Source organism: Pseudomonas sp. EA_5y_Pfl2_R50 (assembly GCF_963970475.1).
Classification (GTDB): domain Bacteria; phylum Pseudomonadota; class Gammaproteobacteria; order Pseudomonadales; family Pseudomonadaceae; genus Aquipseudomonas.
This window is the reverse complement of sequence record NZ_CAXAPT010000007.1, coordinates 302,519-321,350: the sequence shown is the minus strand read 5'-3', so window position 1 is coordinate 321,350 and position 18,832 is coordinate 302,519. Positions and strand designations below refer to the sequence as shown.

18 protein-coding genes and 1 pseudogene are annotated in these 18,832 nt (G+C 54.9%); 11 read left to right on the top strand and 8 right to left on the bottom strand.

Annotated features, from left to right (window positions below):
* The 7 genes from tssI to AACY19_RS14855 all read left to right on the top strand — a co-directional run.
* Positions 1-1,157 (top strand): type VI secretion system tip protein TssI/VgrG (gene tssI / locus AACY19_RS14885; protein ID WP_339451365.1); only part of this gene is annotated, 1,157 nt, incomplete at its 5' end.
* A complete protein-coding gene (locus AACY19_RS14880; RefSeq protein WP_339451363.1) occupies positions 1,142-1,975 on the top strand; it encodes a DUF4123 domain-containing protein in 834 nt (277 codons plus the stop codon). The genes tssI and AACY19_RS14880, both read left to right, overlap by 16 nt.
* Before the next feature lies 1 nt (position 1,976).
* Positions 1,977-4,985, top strand: a complete 3,009-nt coding sequence (locus AACY19_RS14875; RefSeq protein ID WP_339451362.1) for a hypothetical protein — start codon at positions 1,977-1,979, stop codon at positions 4,983-4,985.
* Entirely contained in the window at positions 4,978-5,949 is a 972-nt protein-coding gene (locus AACY19_RS14870) for a tetratricopeptide repeat protein (RefSeq protein ID WP_339451360.1), read from the top strand. The genes AACY19_RS14875 and AACY19_RS14870 overlap by 8 nt, the downstream gene beginning before the upstream one ends.
* Positions 5,873-6,286: a hypothetical protein gene (locus AACY19_RS14865; protein WP_339451388.1), complete on the top strand. Its 414-nt coding sequence runs from the start codon at positions 5,873-5,875 to the stop codon at positions 6,284-6,286. The genes AACY19_RS14870 and AACY19_RS14865 overlap by 77 nt, the downstream gene beginning before the upstream one ends.
* A gap of 179 nt (positions 6,287-6,465) precedes the next feature.
* Positions 6,466-6,681: a hypothetical protein gene (locus tag AACY19_RS14860; RefSeq protein ID WP_339451358.1), complete on the top strand. Its 216-nt coding sequence runs from the start codon at positions 6,466-6,468 to the stop codon at positions 6,679-6,681.
* A gap of 464 nt (positions 6,682-7,145) precedes the next feature.
* A complete protein-coding gene (locus AACY19_RS14855) occupies positions 7,146-8,657 on the top strand; it encodes a hypothetical protein (protein ID WP_339451356.1) in 1,512 nt (503 codons plus the stop codon).
* Positions 8,658-8,692: 35 nt separating this feature from the next.
* Here AACY19_RS14855 and AACY19_RS14850 read toward each other — a convergent pair whose 3' ends face one another.
* Positions 8,693-9,685: a formylglycine-generating enzyme family protein gene (locus tag AACY19_RS14850; protein WP_339451355.1), complete on the bottom strand. Its 993-nt coding sequence runs from the start codon at positions 9,683-9,685 to the stop codon at positions 8,693-8,695.
* Positions 9,686-9,761: 76 nt separating this feature from the next.
* On the opposite strand from AACY19_RS14850, the pseudogene AACY19_RS14845 reads away from it, so the two are divergent.
* Positions 9,762-10,006: pseudogene (locus AACY19_RS14845) on the top strand (type VI secretion system tip protein VgrG); the annotation flags it as partial.
* Between the two features lie 480 nt (positions 10,007-10,486).
* Positions 10,487-10,690 carry a hypothetical protein gene (locus AACY19_RS14840; RefSeq protein WP_339451353.1) on the top strand — a complete coding sequence of 68 codons (204 nt, stop codon included), beginning with the start codon at positions 10,487-10,489 and terminating at the stop codon, positions 10,688-10,690.
* Between the two features lie 31 nt (positions 10,691-10,721).
* Here the strand turns inward: AACY19_RS14840 and AACY19_RS14835 are convergent, their stop codons facing one another.
* Positions 10,722-11,714 carry a formylglycine-generating enzyme family protein gene (locus tag AACY19_RS14835; protein WP_339451351.1) on the bottom strand — a complete coding sequence of 331 codons (993 nt, stop codon included), beginning with the start codon at positions 11,712-11,714 and terminating at the stop codon, positions 10,722-10,724.
* Positions 11,715-11,972: 258 nt separating this feature from the next.
* On the opposite strand from AACY19_RS14835, the gene AACY19_RS14830 reads away from it, so the two are divergent.
* Both AACY19_RS14830 and AACY19_RS14825 read left to right on the top strand, forming a co-directional pair.
* Complete coding sequence (locus tag AACY19_RS14830; RefSeq protein WP_339451349.1) at positions 11,973-12,161, top strand: helix-turn-helix domain-containing protein; 189 nt, start codon at positions 11,973-11,975, stop codon at positions 12,159-12,161.
* A gap of 67 nt (positions 12,162-12,228) precedes the next feature.
* Positions 12,229-13,035 (top strand): glycosyltransferase family 2 protein, encoded by an 807-nt coding sequence (locus AACY19_RS14825; RefSeq protein WP_339451347.1) that lies wholly within the window; start codon positions 12,229-12,231, stop codon positions 13,033-13,035.
* A gap of 321 nt (positions 13,036-13,356) precedes the next feature.
* Here the strand turns inward: AACY19_RS14825 and AACY19_RS14820 are convergent, their stop codons facing one another.
* From AACY19_RS14820 to AACY19_RS14795, 6 genes are all read right to left on the bottom strand, one after another.
* Entirely contained in the window at positions 13,357-13,941 is a 585-nt protein-coding gene (locus AACY19_RS14820) for a hypothetical protein (RefSeq protein WP_339451345.1), read from the bottom strand.
* A gap of 85 nt (positions 13,942-14,026) precedes the next feature.
* A complete protein-coding gene (locus tag AACY19_RS14815) occupies positions 14,027-14,209 on the bottom strand; it encodes a hypothetical protein (RefSeq protein WP_339451343.1) in 183 nt (60 codons plus the stop codon).
* 11 nt (positions 14,210-14,220) lie between these two features.
* Positions 14,221-14,463, bottom strand: coding sequence for a hypothetical protein (locus AACY19_RS14810; protein WP_339451341.1), 243 nt, complete (start codon positions 14,461-14,463; stop codon positions 14,221-14,223).
* A 151-nt stretch (positions 14,464-14,614) separates the two neighbouring features.
* Positions 14,615-15,682, bottom strand: a complete 1,068-nt coding sequence (locus AACY19_RS14805; RefSeq protein WP_339451339.1) for a lipocalin-like domain-containing protein — start codon at positions 15,680-15,682, stop codon at positions 14,615-14,617.
* Entirely contained in the window at positions 15,672-18,143 is a 2,472-nt protein-coding gene (locus tag AACY19_RS14800; RefSeq protein WP_339451337.1) for an ABC transporter permease, read from the bottom strand. The genes AACY19_RS14805 and AACY19_RS14800 overlap by 11 nt, the downstream gene beginning before the upstream one ends.
* Positions 18,140-18,793, bottom strand: coding sequence for an ABC transporter ATP-binding protein (locus AACY19_RS14795; protein WP_339451335.1), 654 nt, complete (start codon positions 18,791-18,793; stop codon positions 18,140-18,142). The genes AACY19_RS14800 and AACY19_RS14795 overlap by 4 nt, the downstream gene beginning before the upstream one ends.
* Between the last annotated feature and the right edge of the window lie 39 nt (positions 18,794-18,832).

The window sequence follows — 18,832 nt, the reverse complement described above, 5'->3', positions numbered from 1 at the left end:
ACGACCTCTGGCTGCTCACCGAAGTCCACCACGAAGGCAAACAGCCGCAAGTGCTCGAAGAGTCGGTGACCAGTGACACCACCGCACTCAAAGACGATTTCCACCAGGGCTATCGCAACCGCTTTCAGGCCACCCCGTGGGACGTGCCGAACCGCCCGCCCCTGCGCCACCCGAAACCGCGCATCCTCGGCAGCCAGAGCGCCGTGGTCACCGGCCCGAAAGGTGAAGAAATCCACTGCGACGAATACGGCCGCGTCAAAGTCCAGTTCCACTGGGACCGCGAAGGCCAGGCCGACGACAAGACCAGTTGCTGGCTGCGCGTCTCCAGCGCCTGGGCCGGCGCCCAGTACGGCGGCATCGCCATCCCGCGCATCGGCATGGAAGTGCTGGTGACCTTCCTTGAGGGCGACCCCGACCAGCCACTGATCAGCGGCTGCCTGTACCACAAGGAAAACACCGTCCCCTACGAACTGCCGGCGAACAAGACCCGCAGCACCTTCAAGACCCTGAGTTCGATGGGCGGAGGCGGCTACAACGAACTGCGCATCGAAGACAAAAAAGGTCAGGAACAGATCTACCTGCACGCCCAGCGCGACTGGGACGAGAACATTGAGCACGACCAGAAAATCCGCGTCGGCAACGAACGCCACGACACCGTCGAAAAAAACAGCTACAGCGAGTTCAAGGCCGAAGAACACCACACCGTCTACGCCGACCGCAAAGTCGAAGCCCGCGCCAACGACCACCTGACCGTGGGCGTCAACCAGCACATCAAGATCGGCACCGGTCAGTTCATTGATGCCGGCCAGGAAATCCACCTGAGCAGCGGTATGAAAGTCGTGCTCGAAGCCGGCGCCGAACTGACCCTCATCGGTGGCGGCAGCTTTATCAAGATCGATGCCGGCGGCGTGACGATGAGTGGGCCGGTGATCAACATGAATTCCGGCGGAAGTCCAGGCAGCGGCACGGGGGCCGCCCCGTTGCCGCCGGGCGTCGTGAAACAGGCTGACGCTGACAAGGCTGGCAAGGTGTTAGTCCCGCCAATGACCAATCCGTTTGTACGAAAAAGCGTTCAAGGCCTGCCCCTTGTTCCGATCTGTGGAAAGCAAGCCAATGGCGCTTGCTCGCGAGAGGTTTGCCCATGTCTGAATGGCTGAGTCATTTCCTTGAACAACCCGTGGCCACGACGCCATCGGGCACCAGTGGAAACCGCACCCTTTATGGCATCATCGACAGCGTTCGCCAGCCTCGAGCTCTGGAAAAGCTATACCAACAGTCCGGGTTGAATGGTGTTGAAAAGCTGTTTCAGGACACGCCGTTCGCCGAAATGAATGATGTCAGTCCGATCTGGCTGCAACTGACGCCGGGAAGTCCTTCCGCCGCCCAAGCCATTGAGCTATGCCGCGACAACCGCGCCGGCATTTTGCTGAACTCGCGTGAAAAGCCAGAGACCGCGCTCTTGCACGCTCGTCGCCTCCTGCGCATGAACGACCCGTCTCATGGTGACTCGCTGGCGCGCTACTACGACCCGGCGTTCTGGAGCGCGCTGGCGCTGACGTTACCCGCCCGACCTCTGTTCGGCCCTTGGGACAGCGTTTACACCCCGCCCGCCCACAGCGACGATCAACACTGGCGTGTTTGGGAACAAACAGAAAAAGTTGATGCCTCTAATGGCGAACAAAAATATCCGCTGCACCTAACGAGCGACACGCTGATAGCGTTCGATGAGATCCGCTGGTGGTACTGGATTCGGCTGCGGAACGCCGAGTCCGCTGTAGGTTTATCGGATTCGCAGCTGTCCGGCGTGGCCGATAATTTGCAACTGCTGGTGGATCACGGCATTGAAGAAGGACGTCATCTTGAACGCCTGCTGCCGAATCTAAACCAAGGTCCGTTGCAGGCCCGCACCGACGTCATGAACGTGCTGAGCAGCGACATGCCGGCATTCGAGAAAGTACAACGACTGGAAGTCTGAGATGACAGGTACGTCCGAACAAACACCCGCGCCAGAACAACCACCTGTTGTCATTCCGGCCGATCCGCCAAAAAAGACTGCCGACGCGGAAACGTTCTGCAAAGACAAGAAGCCGGGCTGCAGCAGCAGCTATGACGACATCATCTACGTCACCGGGCAGCGCCGTTTCTGGCTGTTGCCCAAGCGCACGTCCGAGAAACTCAAGGAAAGCGTTAGCCTGCTCAAACAGAAAACCGTCGACGCTGATAAAGCCACGCGCATGAGCAACATCGCCGACGCGGGTCTGATGGACTACTTCCTCACCCCGGGCCCGGAAGCCTTTCTCGAAGGCGAGCAACATAGCAGTTACCTCGACTCGAAATCGGCAATCCCCGAAGACACTGCCAAAAAGGCTCAGTGCCGCAAGGATTGGGAGGCAGCAAAAGCCAAGGGTGACAGCGACGCCACGATGCACGCCGAGCGCGAGATGTTCCACGCTGGACAGCGCATCGAGAAAAACCAGAAAAACATGGAAACCCTCGAAAAAGTTTCCGACGAAAAAGCAAAAACGTTGGGGTACAAACGAGAAAACGGCGTCTTCTATACCCCACGCGCGTTAAAGGCCCGTGACGCCATCGATACGTACATTAAAGAGCGCGACAAGGCGAAAGCCCACGGCTACAAAATGTTCGATCCTGGCACCAAGAAGATCGCCTCGGCTTGGGAACATCTGAAAGAATACAAGGCGCTTCACAAAAAGCTGATTGAAACCGGCGAGATCGATGAAAAGAAACTCAAGGGTGTGCAAATCAACATCCTGGCATTGAAAGACCTGATGTCCAAGTACATCAATGCCATCGTGGAGCTTGCCGAGTGCGGGATTGCAGTTCCCGAGTTTGCGCTGAGTCCCGATGACCAGTACGCCGGTACCGAGGATTTTCAGGCATTCATCGAGCTGACCACCAAACGCGATGAGCTTGAGAAAAAGATCGAAGAACGTTACTCCCAATGGGTCTCGGCCACAGGCGGCAAATCTGCGCCACCCGGGGTGCTCTTCGTCAGCTTGCAAAAACAGTGGTACGACCTGAATGACGAGGCAGAGCGAATTCAGAACACCGCAGAAGCACGCGTTCGAGCACTGAAGCCCCCCCGTCTGTTTCTCTGGGACGCGGAAAGCTACAAGCCAAAACCACTCGAACGACTGGCCAAAACAAACATTCCACTGCGTGAGCTCAGCAGCGCATCCTCGACGACGATCCTTAACCACATCAGCCTGAAACATCTGTCGCAGGTCAGCGGCAACGCATTCGAGGGCCAACTCAAAGAACTCGCGACCAGTTTGCCCAAATCGATTGCCAAAGAATCCGACGACGACCGGATATTCAGTGATTGGCTGGAACAGGAAGGCGCGCTCCAATTCGATGAAAAGGGGCCATGGTTCGATGAACATGGACTTTTCCTGCCTGAAAAATTCTTCACCGCACTGGAAGCCAAAGGCTACAGAGTCGAAAGCATCAAAGCCGAAGCCAAACGTAAGAGCTGGGGCGAAAACCTCAAAGCCATGGTTTTTGAAGATAAGCAGTTGCGCAACCTCATGCTGTTCGACAACAGCCCGCAGGCCCAACTGGTTCGATGCTTACTCCCGGAAAGCGCCAACCTGCTGTCCGAAGTCAAAATGGAAGGCCCCACTCTGAAAAGTGGCTCCCCTCAAATTGCCAACGTAGAAGTAGCACTGGATGTAACCGCGTGGCGTGGGGAAGTCAGCTTGCTCAAAGTCGAATTCCCGAAACGGGCAAAGGCCGACCCTTGGGTCGCGAAATACAAGGCCCAGGACGGCAGCGTGCGCAGCGTCAACTTCGGCAAACTGTCTCTGGATCTGGAGGCCAAGGCCTGGGGATTCGCTGGCGCAAGCCTCATGCTGTCACGCGACCTGACCTTGGATCAGAAAACCGGCTACACCAGCTTGGTCGGTGTGGACATCGCTGAGAAATCCGGCGAGCTCGCCAAGTTCGAAGTGTTTGCCGGCGCCCAAGCCGGCTGCAAAGTCACCGGCAAACTGTTCTGGTGCCCTCCCCCAAGCGTCCTCCCTCCCGCTCCCGTGCCCAATCGTATTTCAGCCAACCAGTGGCGCCCTTTGGCCAAACTGGAAGTTGAAGTGGCCGTGGCCATCGGCGCCGGCTACACCGGCGACATGCACCTGCGGATGCAAAACGGCCACCTGCTGTTATCGATCAAGGGTGCGCTGGTCTGGGGCGCAGGCGTCAAAGGGTATTTGACCTTTGAAGTCGGCTACGACAGCATCGTGGCCTTGACGGAACTGGTGCGACAGGAAATGGCCGCGAACCAATACAAGGATCTTGAGTGGGTCGATGGCGAAGCCATGGACTACCTGCAAAAACTGAGCTTCCTCGGCGCCACGGGTATCGATGTGGCGTTTGCCTATGTGCGTGGGTATGCCATTGTTAAAGGGATTTTTGATGCGCTGACTGAGGGGGGGCGTGGAGGACAAATTGCTCACACACTTATTTTGGATAAAAACCAAAAAGTAATGCAGGATTGGGTTTACAACCTAACCCCACAGGCCCTAGGCCCATTACTAATGGCTTTAAGTACTTCACCTAGGTCTTTTTCTGCTGAAGATGATGAGGACAGTAAAAGCTACAACAACGACGAGGCATACCTCATTCAACAACAAGCAATTGAAAGATGCCTTAGTTGGATTTCAAAAAAACCCATTGCGAATTTGCAATTTGAAGAAGCAATTATTTGCATGAATCGTGACGGGATTCGCCCCCCGCAGGCAGGACTTATGTTCTGCAAAAACAAGTTAAAACTCGATCTATTCATGAATGAAAGGGTTTTAGGCCACATCCCGGGTAACAACAGAATGCGGGAGCGGTACTCAGAAAACGCTAAACTTCTGGGGGCGAAAATGAATAGCCACTGCACTTACTCGAGCATATATACCGGCCCTGCATTTGCACCTACCCAAGAAGTCAAGGCTTTCTACAAAGGACCAAACATTGATTAAAACAATATACACCATCATTTTATATTCAATATTTCTATCCACTTCAGCTTTTGCAGAACTTACGACCGATCAACAAGCAGCAAAAAATAAAGGCCTTATCCTGTATCAACAAAGTGACTGGTACGATTCTCAGCCGCTACTGAAAATCGCGGCAGATGCGGGAGACAGTACAGCGCAATATTACTTGGGAGAGGCTATCCGCCTCAGCAACCGCTACACCACCGAAGACGCAAAAAAATGGTACGAATCAGCAGCTAAGCAAGGAGATTTGTATGCAATGCTTCGGCTGAGTAATTCGCATGATTTGTGCAAAGAGATGGGGAGTTGCTCAGGTAAAAGCGATGAAGAATGGCGGAATTATGCACTAAAGGTTGCAAATGAGCGCGCCGAGAAAGGCGATACTGAGGCAATGATTGTTTTATATACCGCCAAGCAAGGTCTGCAATGGTTGGAAAAAGCAGCGACGGCAGGCAGCGGATTTGCTCAAAAAGTCCTTGCTGGTAAGTACAAAGATGGTGAAGGCTGGTTCCCTATTCCTGGCAGCCGCGAAAAAGCCGTTGAGAAATGGTTCAAAGCTTCAGCGGAGAGCGGCTACCCACCGGGTATGTACCTTTACGCAAATTTTTTATATGAAAATAAAGCACACAAAGAAGACGTAGGATATTGGCTAAAAAAGGCCGCTGAGTCAGGTCACATTGATGCCGCTGGTGGATATGCCCTCACTGTAGCGCATCTCCCTGACAGTTACGGATTTCCGTTGGACTTAGTAGAAGCCTATGGAATCACCTACCTTATCTCCCATTTGCAAGGCGGTGGCGTAGCCCCTGAGGATGCTAGAAGAAGCCTTCCTGAAATTGCCGAAAAGATGAGTCCTCAAGAGATCAAGGATGGGATCCGCTTTGCCAAAGATTGGGAAAAGACTCACCCACCACTTTCCTACTTTGTTCCGGCTTACGGCTACTGATCTAAGAAAGTTTATCTGTATCATCGAGCGCAAGGAAGATCTGCAGGGTCAACTGGCAACCGTGCAAAAGGCCCGCGATTGGTATAACCGTTACACGCCCCAGCCGGCCTTTGAAGGCAACTATCTGGAAACCAACTGGGAAGGCTTGCGAGACAAAAAAATCGCCGAACTGAATGCGGAGATTCAATCTCTGCGTACCCGCATAGCTACGCAAGGCAAGGCCGAAGCCGGCGATAGCTCCACCAGTGCCAACAATGCCGCACCGGACGTCAAGCATGGCAACACGAAGCTAATGCCCAGCATGGCCTTGCCGTCGTTTTACGCTACCACCCCGTAGCCGGTGATAAATCTTTCCGAGAGAAGCGATTCGAAACCACGACCCTAAACGCGCAGAATGGCAAGCTGCTTCAATCAGTATCTGTGTTAAGGACGCGCACCACGAATGCTCCTTGGTTGCTAGTAACTAGCGACTCCCTGTAGTTGCCTAAACCGCCTACATTTTTTCGGTTGAATTGCATGCCATCCAAACCTGAACAGCAAGTCGAACTTGACCTCAAAAATCACCGCCCCACGGCGGGTGAAACACGTCGTTTTGCCACAGGCGAAGCATTAGTTTTCTCACCGCTGCCAGTTCCGACCGGGCAAATCCCAATGGATCTCGGCGGAAGTTTTGTTGAAGTCAACGACACATATCTGGACTTGGGTAGCAGCAATCTCACCAAGTCTTTCTAAACACGATTAGCTGTGGCACTCCCAACAGTCGTAGTTATCGTTTGTCTATTTGGTCTCCCAACATTGATGGGCTTCGCAGTATTCATAAACCCATTCGGCAGAAGCTTCTGGTTTTATTTCAACGATTTTTTTGAGTTCGGAATATCACTAGCGCTCTGGTGTGGAGGGGGAGCAGCGCTGATTGGCCTGTACGCGATTATCAGCACCACAAGGAACAAAGCCCGCGCCAGACCCATCCGATTTAACCGTCAACGCCGAGAGTTCTGTTACTTCCCGAATGGCTCCGACGAAGCCGTCATCCAGCCTTGGGAAGACACAGTTGCGTGGATCTCTGTCAGCACCGGATTCAGTGGAGTAGGCGTAATCAGTAGCTATACCTTTGGCATGGCCATAGATAATCCCAAGGCCGATACGGTGCACTTTTTCACACAGGAGGTCATGACTCCTGTTCATGGACTAGGCAAATGGGAAGCCATACGTGCCCCAGCCCTCTCGGCAGTCTCGAAGCCAAACTCACCTCGTGGACGAGCAAAGACGACAACCTGCTCAACGCACTGCACAAAGAATGCTCCTGGACCTCTAACGAGGTGGACTCGGCGCAATATGCGGTATCTGCCGAGGCCCACGCATTCCGTTTTGCCGCAACAGCCAGCGCCGGGATCAACAGTTGGGAACCGGGCAAAGGCAACATCGAACTCGGCGTCAAGGGCAGCGCAGCGATCTCGTTGGCCGAAGGCTCCGTAGAGCTCAAGGGTTTCTTCCCAGACCAAGGCGGCTATGTGGTACGAATGCCTTATCGCAATGCCGAGGGTAAGGAAGTCGTCAGCGATATCGGTGTTTTCCGACTCGAAGGCAAGGTGGAGTTGTCGTGTTTCCTCGGAGCAACGGCGCAAGGTCAGGCCGGTGTCAAAGCCCAATACAAACCAAAAGAGGCGGAAGCCTCCGGCGCGACCGCGCTCCTAAGCACGCCCGACATTGCTGTCGACAAACGACGCGGCGGCAGCCTGGGCGTGAAGGGTAACGCTTTCGCCGGCGTGCAAGGCGGCGGCACCGTAACCGGAACGTTGAAATGGCTTGATTCGACCAAACAAGGCGCCGGAAAAATCGTCGCAGGACAGGCAAACGACAGCGGCAGTACGGATTGGTCGAGCTTGGTTGAAGTCAAGGCTGAAGGGAACGCGGCTCTGGGTATTGGGGCGGGCTTTGATTTTAATATTGAGATTCGCGCGGATCGTTTGGCGATTAACTGTAAAGCCAGTCTAGTATTTGGGCCAGGTGCAGGAGGAGGTTTTGGCACGACGGTCGACATCGAGAAAATCGGCGATTTGATCTATGTGTTTTGCAATGCATTGTCTAAAGCCGACTTCCACTATCAACTGGCTGTAACTGAAGAAGCCTTTAACTATATGGCTAGGGGCCTTTTTCAAGTCATCAGCCAGCCAGGCGAAACGTTAGGCAAGGCGTTTTCAGATAATGTTGAAGACATGGGAAAATGGTGGCGAAAGCGGATTGCAACCAAGCACGAAGCGCAAAAAATAGCCAATTACCTGCTCAACAATCAAACCATTAAGGTCAATGGCAAAAATATTCCTATCAGCCTTCTGCCACCCGAAACAGTGGGACCAATGATCTATCTCCTGACAGAAAGCTTCGTCGAAAGCTGGGCAGAGGACCAAGAAAAAGCTGTTGTATTCTTAATCTCCCATCTTCGTACGTGGCGACATTTCATCCAAGTATTAGAACACTGCTCTAACGACGGAAAAAAAGTTGATGCACTGAAAAGCCTGAACCGTATCAATGCATTACTGGATGGTACGGAGCAGTTGCAATTCAACCAATTCATAAAATCGTTGGCCACCAACAATGACTCAACATCTCCGGCCACAATGATCGCTTGGACACCTGGGCTTTCTTGGCGCAAGGAAAAGACGTTGGTCGCCGCCCGAAACAGTCGTCCATTTGACGGAATAGCTTGAGATCAAGGCGCCGCAGGCGCTTTGATCATATACAACTACAGAGGCTTTTCTTGTTGAATAGCACATCTAAAACTCATAGTACTTGAATGATACTTATGCATTAACTTCGCAGGCCAACGACGAACAAGCGGCGCGGCAGATAGTGGCGCGTCTGAGATATTCGAGCCTCGCCTAACTTTGAGCTCACCAGACTTCGGTCCCTGCGGATTTTCGAATGGGGGAATTTTGTAGTAGTCTTCCGCATACCAATCATTTACCCAATCAGTTGAATTACCAGCAAGCCCATATAATCCAAGGGGATTAGGTGCGAAGCGATTCACCGGATGGCTTTCACTTTCATTTTCAACGGGGAAGTTCTTACCATAGTCCAGGCTTCCAGTATTAGTGGGGAACAAGATATGCTGCCCGCGGTTACGGGCAGCAAACTCCCACTGGGCCTCTGTAGGCAAGTCAACTTCGTAACCACTTAAAGATCCAATCCATGCACAGTAATCTTTTGCCTCCTGCCAGCTTTGGGTAGGCGCTGGAAGATCAGGTAAATATTGATCTTTTAAATCCTCGCGTTTTCGATCTTCTTCATCATAGAGTGGTCTACCGTTAGACACGAAAAACAGATCAAAATCTCCCAGCGTCGCCTGAAACTTCGAGAGATAATAACTGCTTAATTTGACAGGATGAACAAAATCATCATCTCCATTGCCGCTTATATTACAAAGCTGTTCCGGATCCTGTCCACAAGGCCAAGTACAAACATCCTTTTCGTTATATTCGCAAGCCCATCCAAAGTCACCCATATCAAATTGGCCACCTTCGACAAACACCATATTGTCGATCGACTTCACAACCGTGTTGAGCACTTTGTCGCGCACTTCACTGGAAAGATCAGGGTATTTCGTCTTGATCGTCGCCGCAATTGAGGCGACTTTTTCCGCGGGCAGGCTCTTGCTGCTAGGCAATGAGCCCGACTCAGCCTCACAACCTAGCAGCAGCGCAATGAAAGGAAGGGCAAGTACAGACTGACGTAACACGAGCAATATCCTTATAAGGTGCGTCAAAGGGCAAACCTCAGCATCCCATGCCCAGACTACAAAATGCATCATCCTCCACAGTGGCGACTTCCGCCTCGTCAAAGGCGAGAGCAGTTAGCCGTTGCTGGTCAGCGGCCATTTCCTCGCCCTCACCGCGCGCCCGAAAGCCAAATGGAACGACCTCTGGTTGCTCACCGAAGTCCACCACGAAGGCAAACAGCCGCGAAAGGTGAAGAAATCCACTGCGACGAATACGGCCGCGTCAAAGTCCAGCTCCACTGGGACCGCGAAGGCCAGGCCGACGACAAGACCAGTTGCTGGCCATGCGTCTTGGTGATCTGATTTATGTGTTTTGCAATGCACTCTCGAAAGCAGACTTCCATTATCAGTTAGCAGTAACGAAAAATGCTTTCAATTGTATGGCGGCGGATCTTTTAAAATTGCGACAAACCCAGAGCAGTCCGTTACTGAAGCGTTTGAAGGTAGTTTCAACAAGATATCGTTATGGTGGAAAAGACGCAAAACCACAAAACAGGAAGCTCAACGTCTTGCGACATATCTACTCAGCAATCAATCCATCAATCTGAAAAAACTCCACATCCTTATAAATGCTACCGCCAGAAACAATTGGACCAATGCTTTATTTATTAACTGAAAGCTTTGTAGAGTCTTGGGCAGAAGATCAAAAAAAAACCCATAGTATTTCTCCTTTCGCACCTACGAAGAGGGAAGCATTTCACTTAAGCACTAGAGCACTAGAGCACTAGAGCACTGTTCTAAAGATGGCAAAAAAACCAATGAATGGAAAGCCTTGCCCGTCTAAACTCTTTGCTTGATGAAACAGAAAAGCAACAATTCAACCGCTTTATCGGAAACCTAGCGATGAATATCGATATCACTGCACCGGACTTTGGGATGCTTGCTTGGAACCACGGCCTACCTTGGCGTAAAGAGAGAACTTTGATAGCCGCAAAACGCAGCAACCACTTTGACGTTCAGGCTTGAGCAAGGGCGCCAAAGGCGCCTTGGTTATTAACTAAAGCGTTTTATCTGTCTGGATAGCGCAGCGAAATCCAGTGCCAGGATAGTAGGCGTCTTGGTCAGGATTATCAGGCCAGCGTCGGACAATCGGTGCTGCTGATAACGGCGCTTCCGGATAATTAGAACCTCGCTTTACTTTCTGCGTGCCAGACTCCGGCCCTTGCGGGTCCTCTACGGGAGACTTTTTATAATAATCTTTATCGTACCAATCGTTTACCCAGTCTGTCGCATTACCGGACAAATTATAAAGACCTAAAGGATTTGGTGGAAATCGATCCACTACAAATGTCCCCCCCCCTCCCTCAACCGGAAAGTTTTTACCTACGATCAGGCTTCCGTTACTCGTTGGAAAAAGTAGATGCTGTCCACGATTACGAGCAGAAAACTCCCATTGTGCCTCAGTGGGAAGGTCCACCGGATAACCACTCAAGCCTCCTATCCACTGACAAAAATCTTTAGCCTCCTGCCAGTGCTTCGTGGGTGCTGGTAGTCTGGAGGCATACATATTTTTTAAGTCTGCTCTCTCGCGGTACTCCGCATCAAAAAGCGCTCTTCCTTGCGCAGAAAAAAATGTATCAAACTCGCCAATGGTAGTTTGATACTTCGAAATATAGTAAGAGTTCAGTTTTACCGAATGCACAAAATCATCATCGCGATCGCGACTGATATTACAAAGCTGATCCGGCTCCTGCCCACAGGGCCAAGCACAAACATCCTTCTCGTCGTATTCGCAAGCCCAGCCAAAGTCGCCCATATCAAACTGACCACCTTCGACAAACACCATATTGTCGATCGACTGAACAACTGTCTGGACCACCTTGCCACGTAACTCTCTGGATATGTCTGGATATTTCTCCTTGACCGTGGCCGCAATGGACGCGACCTTCTCCGGCGACAGGTTTTCACTGCTTGGCAAAGAGCCGGATTCGGCTTCACAACCGACCAGCAGTGTCATAAAAGGAAGGGCAAGCACGAACTGACGAAACACGAGCAATATCCTTATAAGATGCGTCAAATAGTAAACTTTACCACCCCACGCCAAGACTACAAAACACTCCATCATTCACCGCAGCGATTTCCAGTTCGCCCAAGGCAAGAGCGATCAGCCGTTGCTGATCAGCGGGCATTTCCTGGCCCCGACCGCGCGCCCTTGTATGTACCGGACACATGGTGGACAGGTGTTCGGAAACATGGTGGACACTTTTTAATAGACGGATTGCTCATCGCCAAGGAGATGACCTGAGTCTTGGGAAGAGGTGTCCACCGTGCAGCTTCGTTCAGGCAGCTTTGCCGACGATTTAATATCAGCCCAAGCACCGCCTATAAATGGCTTAACAGGTTTGAAAACTTGGGTGTAGAAGGACTGACAGGCTCAGCAGCCTCACCTGGACGCACTCCGCCTCACCGCCAGATTCCAAAATTAAGGTTCGACTAAGGTTGCCTCGCTACGATTGCGGCCACGAAACCCGGTCGCCCTTGAATCGCAGACGAGTCCTTCTGACATGAAAACGTTTGTTTTACCAACCCAGCCAGCGTCGAACTTCAGCCTTGTCTTGGTAAATTACAAAACCCCGGACATCACCAAAATGTGCCTGGAGCTTTTGCGTGAACATGTCCAGGAACAACGCATTCCCGTCTGGGTAGTGGACAACGATTCGGCCGACAGCAGTCTTGATTACTTGCGTTCGCTAGACTGGATCAATCTGATCGAACGGCCTTCGCCGGGCAAAGAGGCGGGCCATATTGCCCACGGCAAAGCGCTGGACATGGCGTTGGAAAAAGTCGAAACCGATTATGTGTTTCTGCTGCACACCGACACCTTTGTCTACGACAAAGAGGTGTTTGCAATGATGATGCGTGAGTGCACGAACGCGTCCGATATCGCTGCCGTCGGTTGTGTCGAGCAAATCAATCGCGGTGTAGTGCGCGATACCTGGCGTTTAACTTCGCGTTTCTGCAAACACTATGTTCGCCGGGCAAAAACCCGTATGGGCCTGAAGACCAAAGAACCAAAACCTTATCGGGAAACCCATCTGAAGAGTTTCTGCACGTTGTGGAATGCTCGACGGATGAAGGCCGAAGGCCTGCACTTCTGTATGGATGATCGAGTGCCGGGGTATACGTTGCAGGATCGCATGACGGCGTTGGGCTACAGCATCAAGTTGTTGTCTCCGCGGAAGATTTTCCGCTACCTGGATCACATTCAGGCCGGTACGGTGGCTGCCGCAGGCACCTATGGCGCGGGCCATCGTCGCACGAAGATGTATCAGGCGACCCTCAAACGCTTTCGGGGGCACGTCTCGGTTTGAATCGCGGCGAATAAAAAGGGCGACTTTATAGTCGCCCTTTTTGTTTGCAATGATTGTATACATCCACTCCGAGGAGGTGTTCGCCCAGTGTAATGGCCTGGCAATCCATGCACCGGTAAAGAGCCCTGACACTGGGCGAACGTGGAGGATTTTAATAGAAGTTGTCGCTTATGTCGTCATGGACAATCATGAAATTTATGTACTGAAAAGTTAAAAACTGTATCTCGCCGATATTTACCGAGAAACTTTCAGGCCTCACTTTTATATGATTGTTCTCATACCTAGACTTGTACAAGAACAATCACTCTGTAGAGCTAATACTCAACTTTCGTGCTGACTGGTCACTTTTAATATATCGGTGTAAGTGACGATGACACTCTGCCCTTCTTTCAGATCTTTCAGTTTGGCTTGAATTTCAGGCCTCTTCACGTCGAGGGTTTTCGACTGCCCTGACGGGTTTTCCAGGGTGACCTGGTTTTTCTTCAAATCAATTCTGGTTATTTTCAGCTGCACCTGAACCTGACGAAATGCCTCGCCACCGGGGTTATCACTGCCCGGGGCATTGCGCAGTTCGCCGGTACGCTCGATGGAGCCAGGCAGACCTTTATCCACATCGGTGTCCAGGTAAGCGGCAACGGAACGCTGCACTTGAACGTTGACCTGATCGCCGACCTTCAGATTGGCGAGGTTTTTCGCCTTGTCGCTGAGCTGAACGTGAACCTGACGACCTTCAGCGCCTTCCAGCACCACTTGGTGCTTGGCCGCATCGACGGCGAGTACCTTGGTGGTGACTTGATCCGCTTCGATGGTGGCAGACAACGGGATGTCGGCAGCAAAGGCTCCGAAGCTGGTGGCGGACAATACAGTTGCAAGGGTGATGGCCTTGGCCAGTGCGTGGAGGTTCATAAACGGTACTTTCCCTGTGATGAATGGCAGCGCCCGCTGGCGAAGCAACTTCGGCGACGGGCGTGCCCCTGAGCATAGACGCTGTTCAGGGCTTGGCAGGTGTTTGTTGCCTGGCCGTGTCCTGCGCGGTGGATTCGCCACTGGGCGTGGGTTTGCCGCTGCTTTCACGCCGATTGGGATCGGTGGGCCGCAGGGCGTCGTTGTCGCGTTCGGTTTCGCCCGGTGGGCGGGGTTCGTCAGGGTGTTCGCCTTGGCTGACGGGTTTCATGGCAGTTGTCCTCAAGCGTTGGGGTCGTCGATTTCACGGGTGACATTGATGGCGGGAGATTCCTTGTGCAGGTCATCGGCCTTGGCCCGCAGGATCTGCCATTGTTCGAGGTCGATGGCACCCTGACCGAGCAGGTCGTCGGCGACCCGTTGCAAGTCGAAATAATGAGCGTCAGGGGACTGCTGCCAGTAGGTCTGGTCATCGAACAGACGCTGCCAGGAATTCAGGTCTGGGGGTTGCAGGTCGTCGCTCATGGAAGGACTCTCGGAAATGGTCGATTTGTTGGTAGAAAGCGCGGGAGCAAAGAGAGTTCCGGGCGTTTGATCGGTGGTGGAGCGACTGAGGCCATCGGGGGATGACGCCTTCGCGAGCAAGCCCGCTCCCACAGAGTGTGTGTGTTTGCCCTCAATAGCCGGTCATTTCCAGGTAGCCCTGGCCCGGATGGCTGCCGCTGATGTTCACCGGACCTTCCCAGTAAGGGATACGCAGGTTCATCCACGCCTTTGGGTTGAGGGCGTTGATCCGAACGTCGAGGTGTTTGTGAGGGATGCTGATCAACCAGCGGATCGGCATTTTGCGCCCGGCGACGTCCGCGGTGTCTTGTGGCGTCAGCTGGATCTGCGAACTGCCCAGCGTCTGCGTCTGGCCGTCGGCCGAGATCCAGGTACCAGTCAGATACGGCGCGCCGTCCTTCTGGCGCATGCGGTAGAGCATGACGTGTTCGCCGCTGTCCAAGTGCAGGGAAAACCAGTCCCATCCGGTTTGATTGGCGGTCAGCGGCTGGCTGCTCCATTCGCGATCAAGCCACGCCGGGCCGCTGACGTTATAGCTTTGACCGTCGATCTGCAGGGTGCCGCTGGCCTGGAAAAACGGCTGACTGTAGTAATACGACGCCTGCCCCTCTTCGGATTTCTGGCTAAAACCCTTGTCGCCCTGCAACACCAGCGGACGGCTGGCAGTGAGATGCAGTTGATAGGCGAAGTCGTTGTCGCGAGCACTGAGTTGCAAGTCGCTCAACGGATCTTGCGCCTGACTGGCAAACCGCCAATCGTCGATCCACGCTTCGAACGGCGCCAGGCGCACGCCCGCCTGTCCCACACCGCCCCGCGCATAGCGTTCGGCGGCGTGATGCACGGTGCTCGAAGTCACCGCCGCATGCCCCAGCCAGATCGTCTGATTGGCCCAGCCGGCCTGCTCTGCCAGCGGCTTGAGCGCACTGCGAAACAAGGTCCATTGCACACCGAATTGGTTGCCCTGTTGATCCTTCAGATTGGCAGTGACGTACCACCACTCGATACGAAAACCATCATGCGCGCCGTGATCGGCCGGAAAACTGAACACGCGCCCTTGCACCACCGGCGTGTACGCCAATGCCTGATCGCCCATGCCCGCGAAGCCCTTTTGCTCAGGCGCGGGTTGATCGCAACCGCCGAGCAACAGCGCAACCAGCAACAGCACCCGGCTAATCCTCATGGGCAAAGGTCCTCAGCAAGTCCGCCGGTTGCGTGCGGTGCAGCGAATACAGCGGCCACGCCGAGGCCAGCAAAGTCGCCAGCAGCGCCAGCCCCATCAACTGCAACAATTGCCACGGGAAGACCCGCAACGGCAGTCGCCAGCCGAATGCCTGCACATTGATCACCGCATCCAGGCACCACGCCAGCGCGATCCCCAGCGGCAACGCCAATACCAGCGTCAGCACCGCCAGCAACCAGGTCTGGCCGAGATTGAGCAGCATCAATTGCTTGCGCGTCACGCCCAGCGCCCACAGCGGAGCGAGTTGGCCGAGGCGGCTCTGGCTTTGGGTCAGCAGGCTGATGAACAGCGCGACGCCGGCGACCGCGAGGGTCAGGCTGTTCAGCGCTGCCGTGGCGGCAAAGGTGCGTTCGAACACCTGCACCGACCAGCCCTTGAGCCGCGCCTGATCGACAATGCGGCTGTCATCGACCTGAAACCGCGCCTGCAACGCGCTCAACAATGCCGGAATGTTTTGCGGTTCGATGCGCAGGTTGAAGCGATTTGGCGTCAGTTGCGGCCAGCCGCGCAGCAGGTGATTGACGTTGACCAGCAGATGGCCTTTGGGATTGCCGTAGTCGGCGTATATGCCGACGATGCGCGGCGACCACGGGCCATTTGGTGTCGGAATCGTCAGATGCTCGCCTGCGTGCACCTGCAACCGCCGCGCGATTTGTTCGCTAAGCATCACCGCATCGTCCGTCGCCAGATGCGCCCACGGATCACCGCTCACCGATTCGAGCAGCGGCCAATGCTGACGATAATGTGCATGGTCGACGATCCCGAACACCTCCGCCGGCCAGCCCTGCAACGTCACCTCGACTTGCCAGTTGGGCAGCACCGCCGCGACATGGCCTTGCTGCCTGAGCCAGGCATGCATTTCGCGGGCCTGCGCCGGGTTGCTCGGATTGATGTAGAGCTCGGCGCTGAGGCGCTGCTCGAGCCACTCATTGAAGGTCTGGCGAAAACCGGCGGTCATGCTGCCGGCACCAATGTTGGCGGCGAGGGCCAGAAGCAACGCCATCAGCGCCAGACTCAGCGCCGGCAGTTGCTGACGGCAGTCGGCGAGAAACCATTGGCCGAGCACCGAACGACTGCGCCCGAGCAGTTGATTGAGTATCGCGCTGAGCAACACCGGCAACGCCAGCGCGGCGCCGAGCAGCAGCCCGGCCATCAACACAAAGCCACTGGCGAGGCTGTTGCCCCAGACCAACGCCGCCAACGCCATCAGTCCCAACGTCGCCGCCAGCCAGCCTTGACGCCGCAGCCAGCGCGCATATTGCTGATGCCAGGCTTGCGGATCGGCCACGGCCAACAACGGCAACCGCGCCGCCCGCAGCAGGCTATTGGCACCGGCGAGCAAGGCGCCAGACAGACTCAGCCCGATGCCGCTGAGCCACCACCAGGGGCTCAGGCGCAACTGCCCCGCCACCTCGGCGCCATACAAACCGCGCAGGCTCGCCGCGACATCCGGCAGCAAGACGCTGGCCAGCCAGTAGCCGCTGATGACGCCGAGCAGTCCGCCAATCAGCGCCAACACACCCAGCTCAACCACCAGACACACGATCAACATCCGCGCACTGACACCGCAGGCGCGCAAAGTGCGCAGCAAGCCTCGACGTTGCTCCAGCGCCAGGCCGATAGCAGCGTGAACAATGAACAATCCGACCACGAAGGAGAGAAATCCCAAGGCATCCAGATTGAGATGAAAGCTCTCGGTCAGGCGCGCGAGATTGTTTTCCTCGCCACCGCTCTTGAGCTGCAACCGGCCTTTGAAACTGGCCGGTAACTCGCGGTGAAAATCCTTGGGCAGCAACAATCGCGACAGCTGTCCGGGTTGTTCAAGCAGGGTTTGCGCGACACCGATGTCCACCAGCAACACGCCCGGCGCCATGTCTTTTTGTGCCTGAAACGGCGGCAGTTTCAGGCCGTTGACCGTTGTCGGCGTCGCGCCTTCGCGCAGGTTCAGCGCCTGCAAGGTGTCGGGGGAAATCCACGTGCTGCCCGGCGGCGTGAAGAATTCGACGATGCGTTCGATGGGCAGCGCTTGCCCGGCCACGGCAGAGTCGGCGGGCAGCGACACCGGCTCGATGCCGATCAATTGCAGGCGCTGATTGTCATGCCCCTTGAGAGCCAGGCGGCCCTGCAGCATTGGCGACACTGGCCAGCCCTGGCGGCGCAGATCGACGAACCATTGCTGGCTGAACGTCGCACCGCTCGCCGTGCTGAGGCTGGCCTGAGGTTCGCCGCCGATCAGCTGGCTGGCCCGGGCGTAGCTGTCCCGCGCCTGACTGTTCAACGCTTCGACGCCGGTCAACAAACTGGTGGCCAGCCACAACCCGGTCAGCACACTGAAAAACTGCACCGGATGCCGCCGCCAATGACTGAGCAACGCGCGCAGGGCCTGCCAGAAAACGTTCACGTCAGACGTCCGCTGGACAGCACCACACGCTGTGCCAGCCGCGCCGCCACTCGTGGGCTGTGGGTCACCATCAATAGCGTGGTCGGCGTGTCATCAAGCAGTTCCAGCAACAGTTTCAGCACTTCATCACTGGTGGCTTCATCAAGGCTGCCGGTGGGCTCGTCGGCCAGCAATAATCTTGGCTTTGAGGCCAGCGCCCGGGCCAGAGCCACCCGCTGTTGCTGACCGCCGGAGAGTTGTTCGGGATAGCGCTTGAGCAGATCGCCCAGCCCCAGACGCTGCACCAGATGCGCCTGCCAACGCGGCTCGTGGCGCCCCGCCAAACGTGCCTGAAACGCCAGATTGTCCTCGACCCGCAAGCTGCCGATCAGGTTGAACTGCTGAAACACCAGACCGATTTCAGTGCGCCGCCAGTTCGCCAGTTGCGCTTCGTTCATGGCTTCCAGGCGATGCTCGCCGCTGTGGATGCTGCCGCTATCGACCTTGTCGAGGCCGGCGACCAGATGCAGCAACGTGCTTTTGCCACTGCCGGATTCGCCCATCAACGCGACGCTGCTGCCGGCCTCCAGCGTCAGGTCCACGCCTTGCAGCACCGGCAAGGGCCCTTGGGGAGTGAGATAGCTTTTGAAGACGTTTTCAACGCGCAGCATGCCGCCACCTGATCGGTCAGTGTGTGGCAAGGATAGCGG

Excerpts from the sequence above, each read along its gene's own strand:
- AACY19_RS14880 (WP_339451363.1), top strand. The coding sequence starts at position 1,142 with ATGTCTGAATGGCTGAGTCATTTCCTTGAACAACCCGTGGCCACGACG.
- AACY19_RS14875 (WP_339451362.1), top strand. The coding sequence starts at position 1,977 with ATGACAGGTACGTCCGAACAAACACCCGCGCCAGAACAACCACCTGTT.
- AACY19_RS14865 (WP_339451388.1), top strand. The coding sequence starts at position 5,873 with ATGGGATCCGCTTTGCCAAAGATTGGGAAAAGACTCACCCACCACTTT.
- AACY19_RS14860 (WP_339451358.1), top strand. The coding sequence starts at position 6,466 with ATGCCATCCAAACCTGAACAGCAAGTCGAACTTGACCTCAAAAATCAC.
- AACY19_RS14855 (WP_339451356.1), top strand. The coding sequence starts at position 7,146 with ATGGGAAGCCATACGTGCCCCAGCCCTCTCGGCAGTCTCGAAGCCAAA.
- AACY19_RS14840 (WP_339451353.1), top strand. The coding sequence starts at position 10,487 with ATGGAAAGCCTTGCCCGTCTAAACTCTTTGCTTGATGAAACAGAAAAG.
- AACY19_RS14825 (WP_339451347.1), top strand. The coding sequence starts at position 12,229 with ATGAAAACGTTTGTTTTACCAACCCAGCCAGCGTCGAACTTCAGCCTT.
- AACY19_RS14820 (WP_339451345.1), bottom strand. The coding sequence starts at position 13,941 with ATGAACCTCCACGCACTGGCCAAGGCCATCACCCTTGCAACTGTATTG.
- AACY19_RS14815 (WP_339451343.1), bottom strand. The coding sequence starts at position 14,209 with ATGAAACCCGTCAGCCAAGGCGAACACCCTGACGAACCCCGCCCACCG.
- AACY19_RS14810 (WP_339451341.1), bottom strand. The coding sequence starts at position 14,463 with ATGAGCGACGACCTGCAACCCCCAGACCTGAATTCCTGGCAGCGTCTG.
- AACY19_RS14805 (WP_339451339.1), bottom strand. The coding sequence starts at position 15,682 with ATGAGGATTAGCCGGGTGCTGTTGCTGGTTGCGCTGTTGCTCGGCGGT.
- AACY19_RS14795 (WP_339451335.1), bottom strand. The coding sequence starts at position 18,793 with ATGCTGCGCGTTGAAAACGTCTTCAAAAGCTATCTCACTCCCCAAGGG.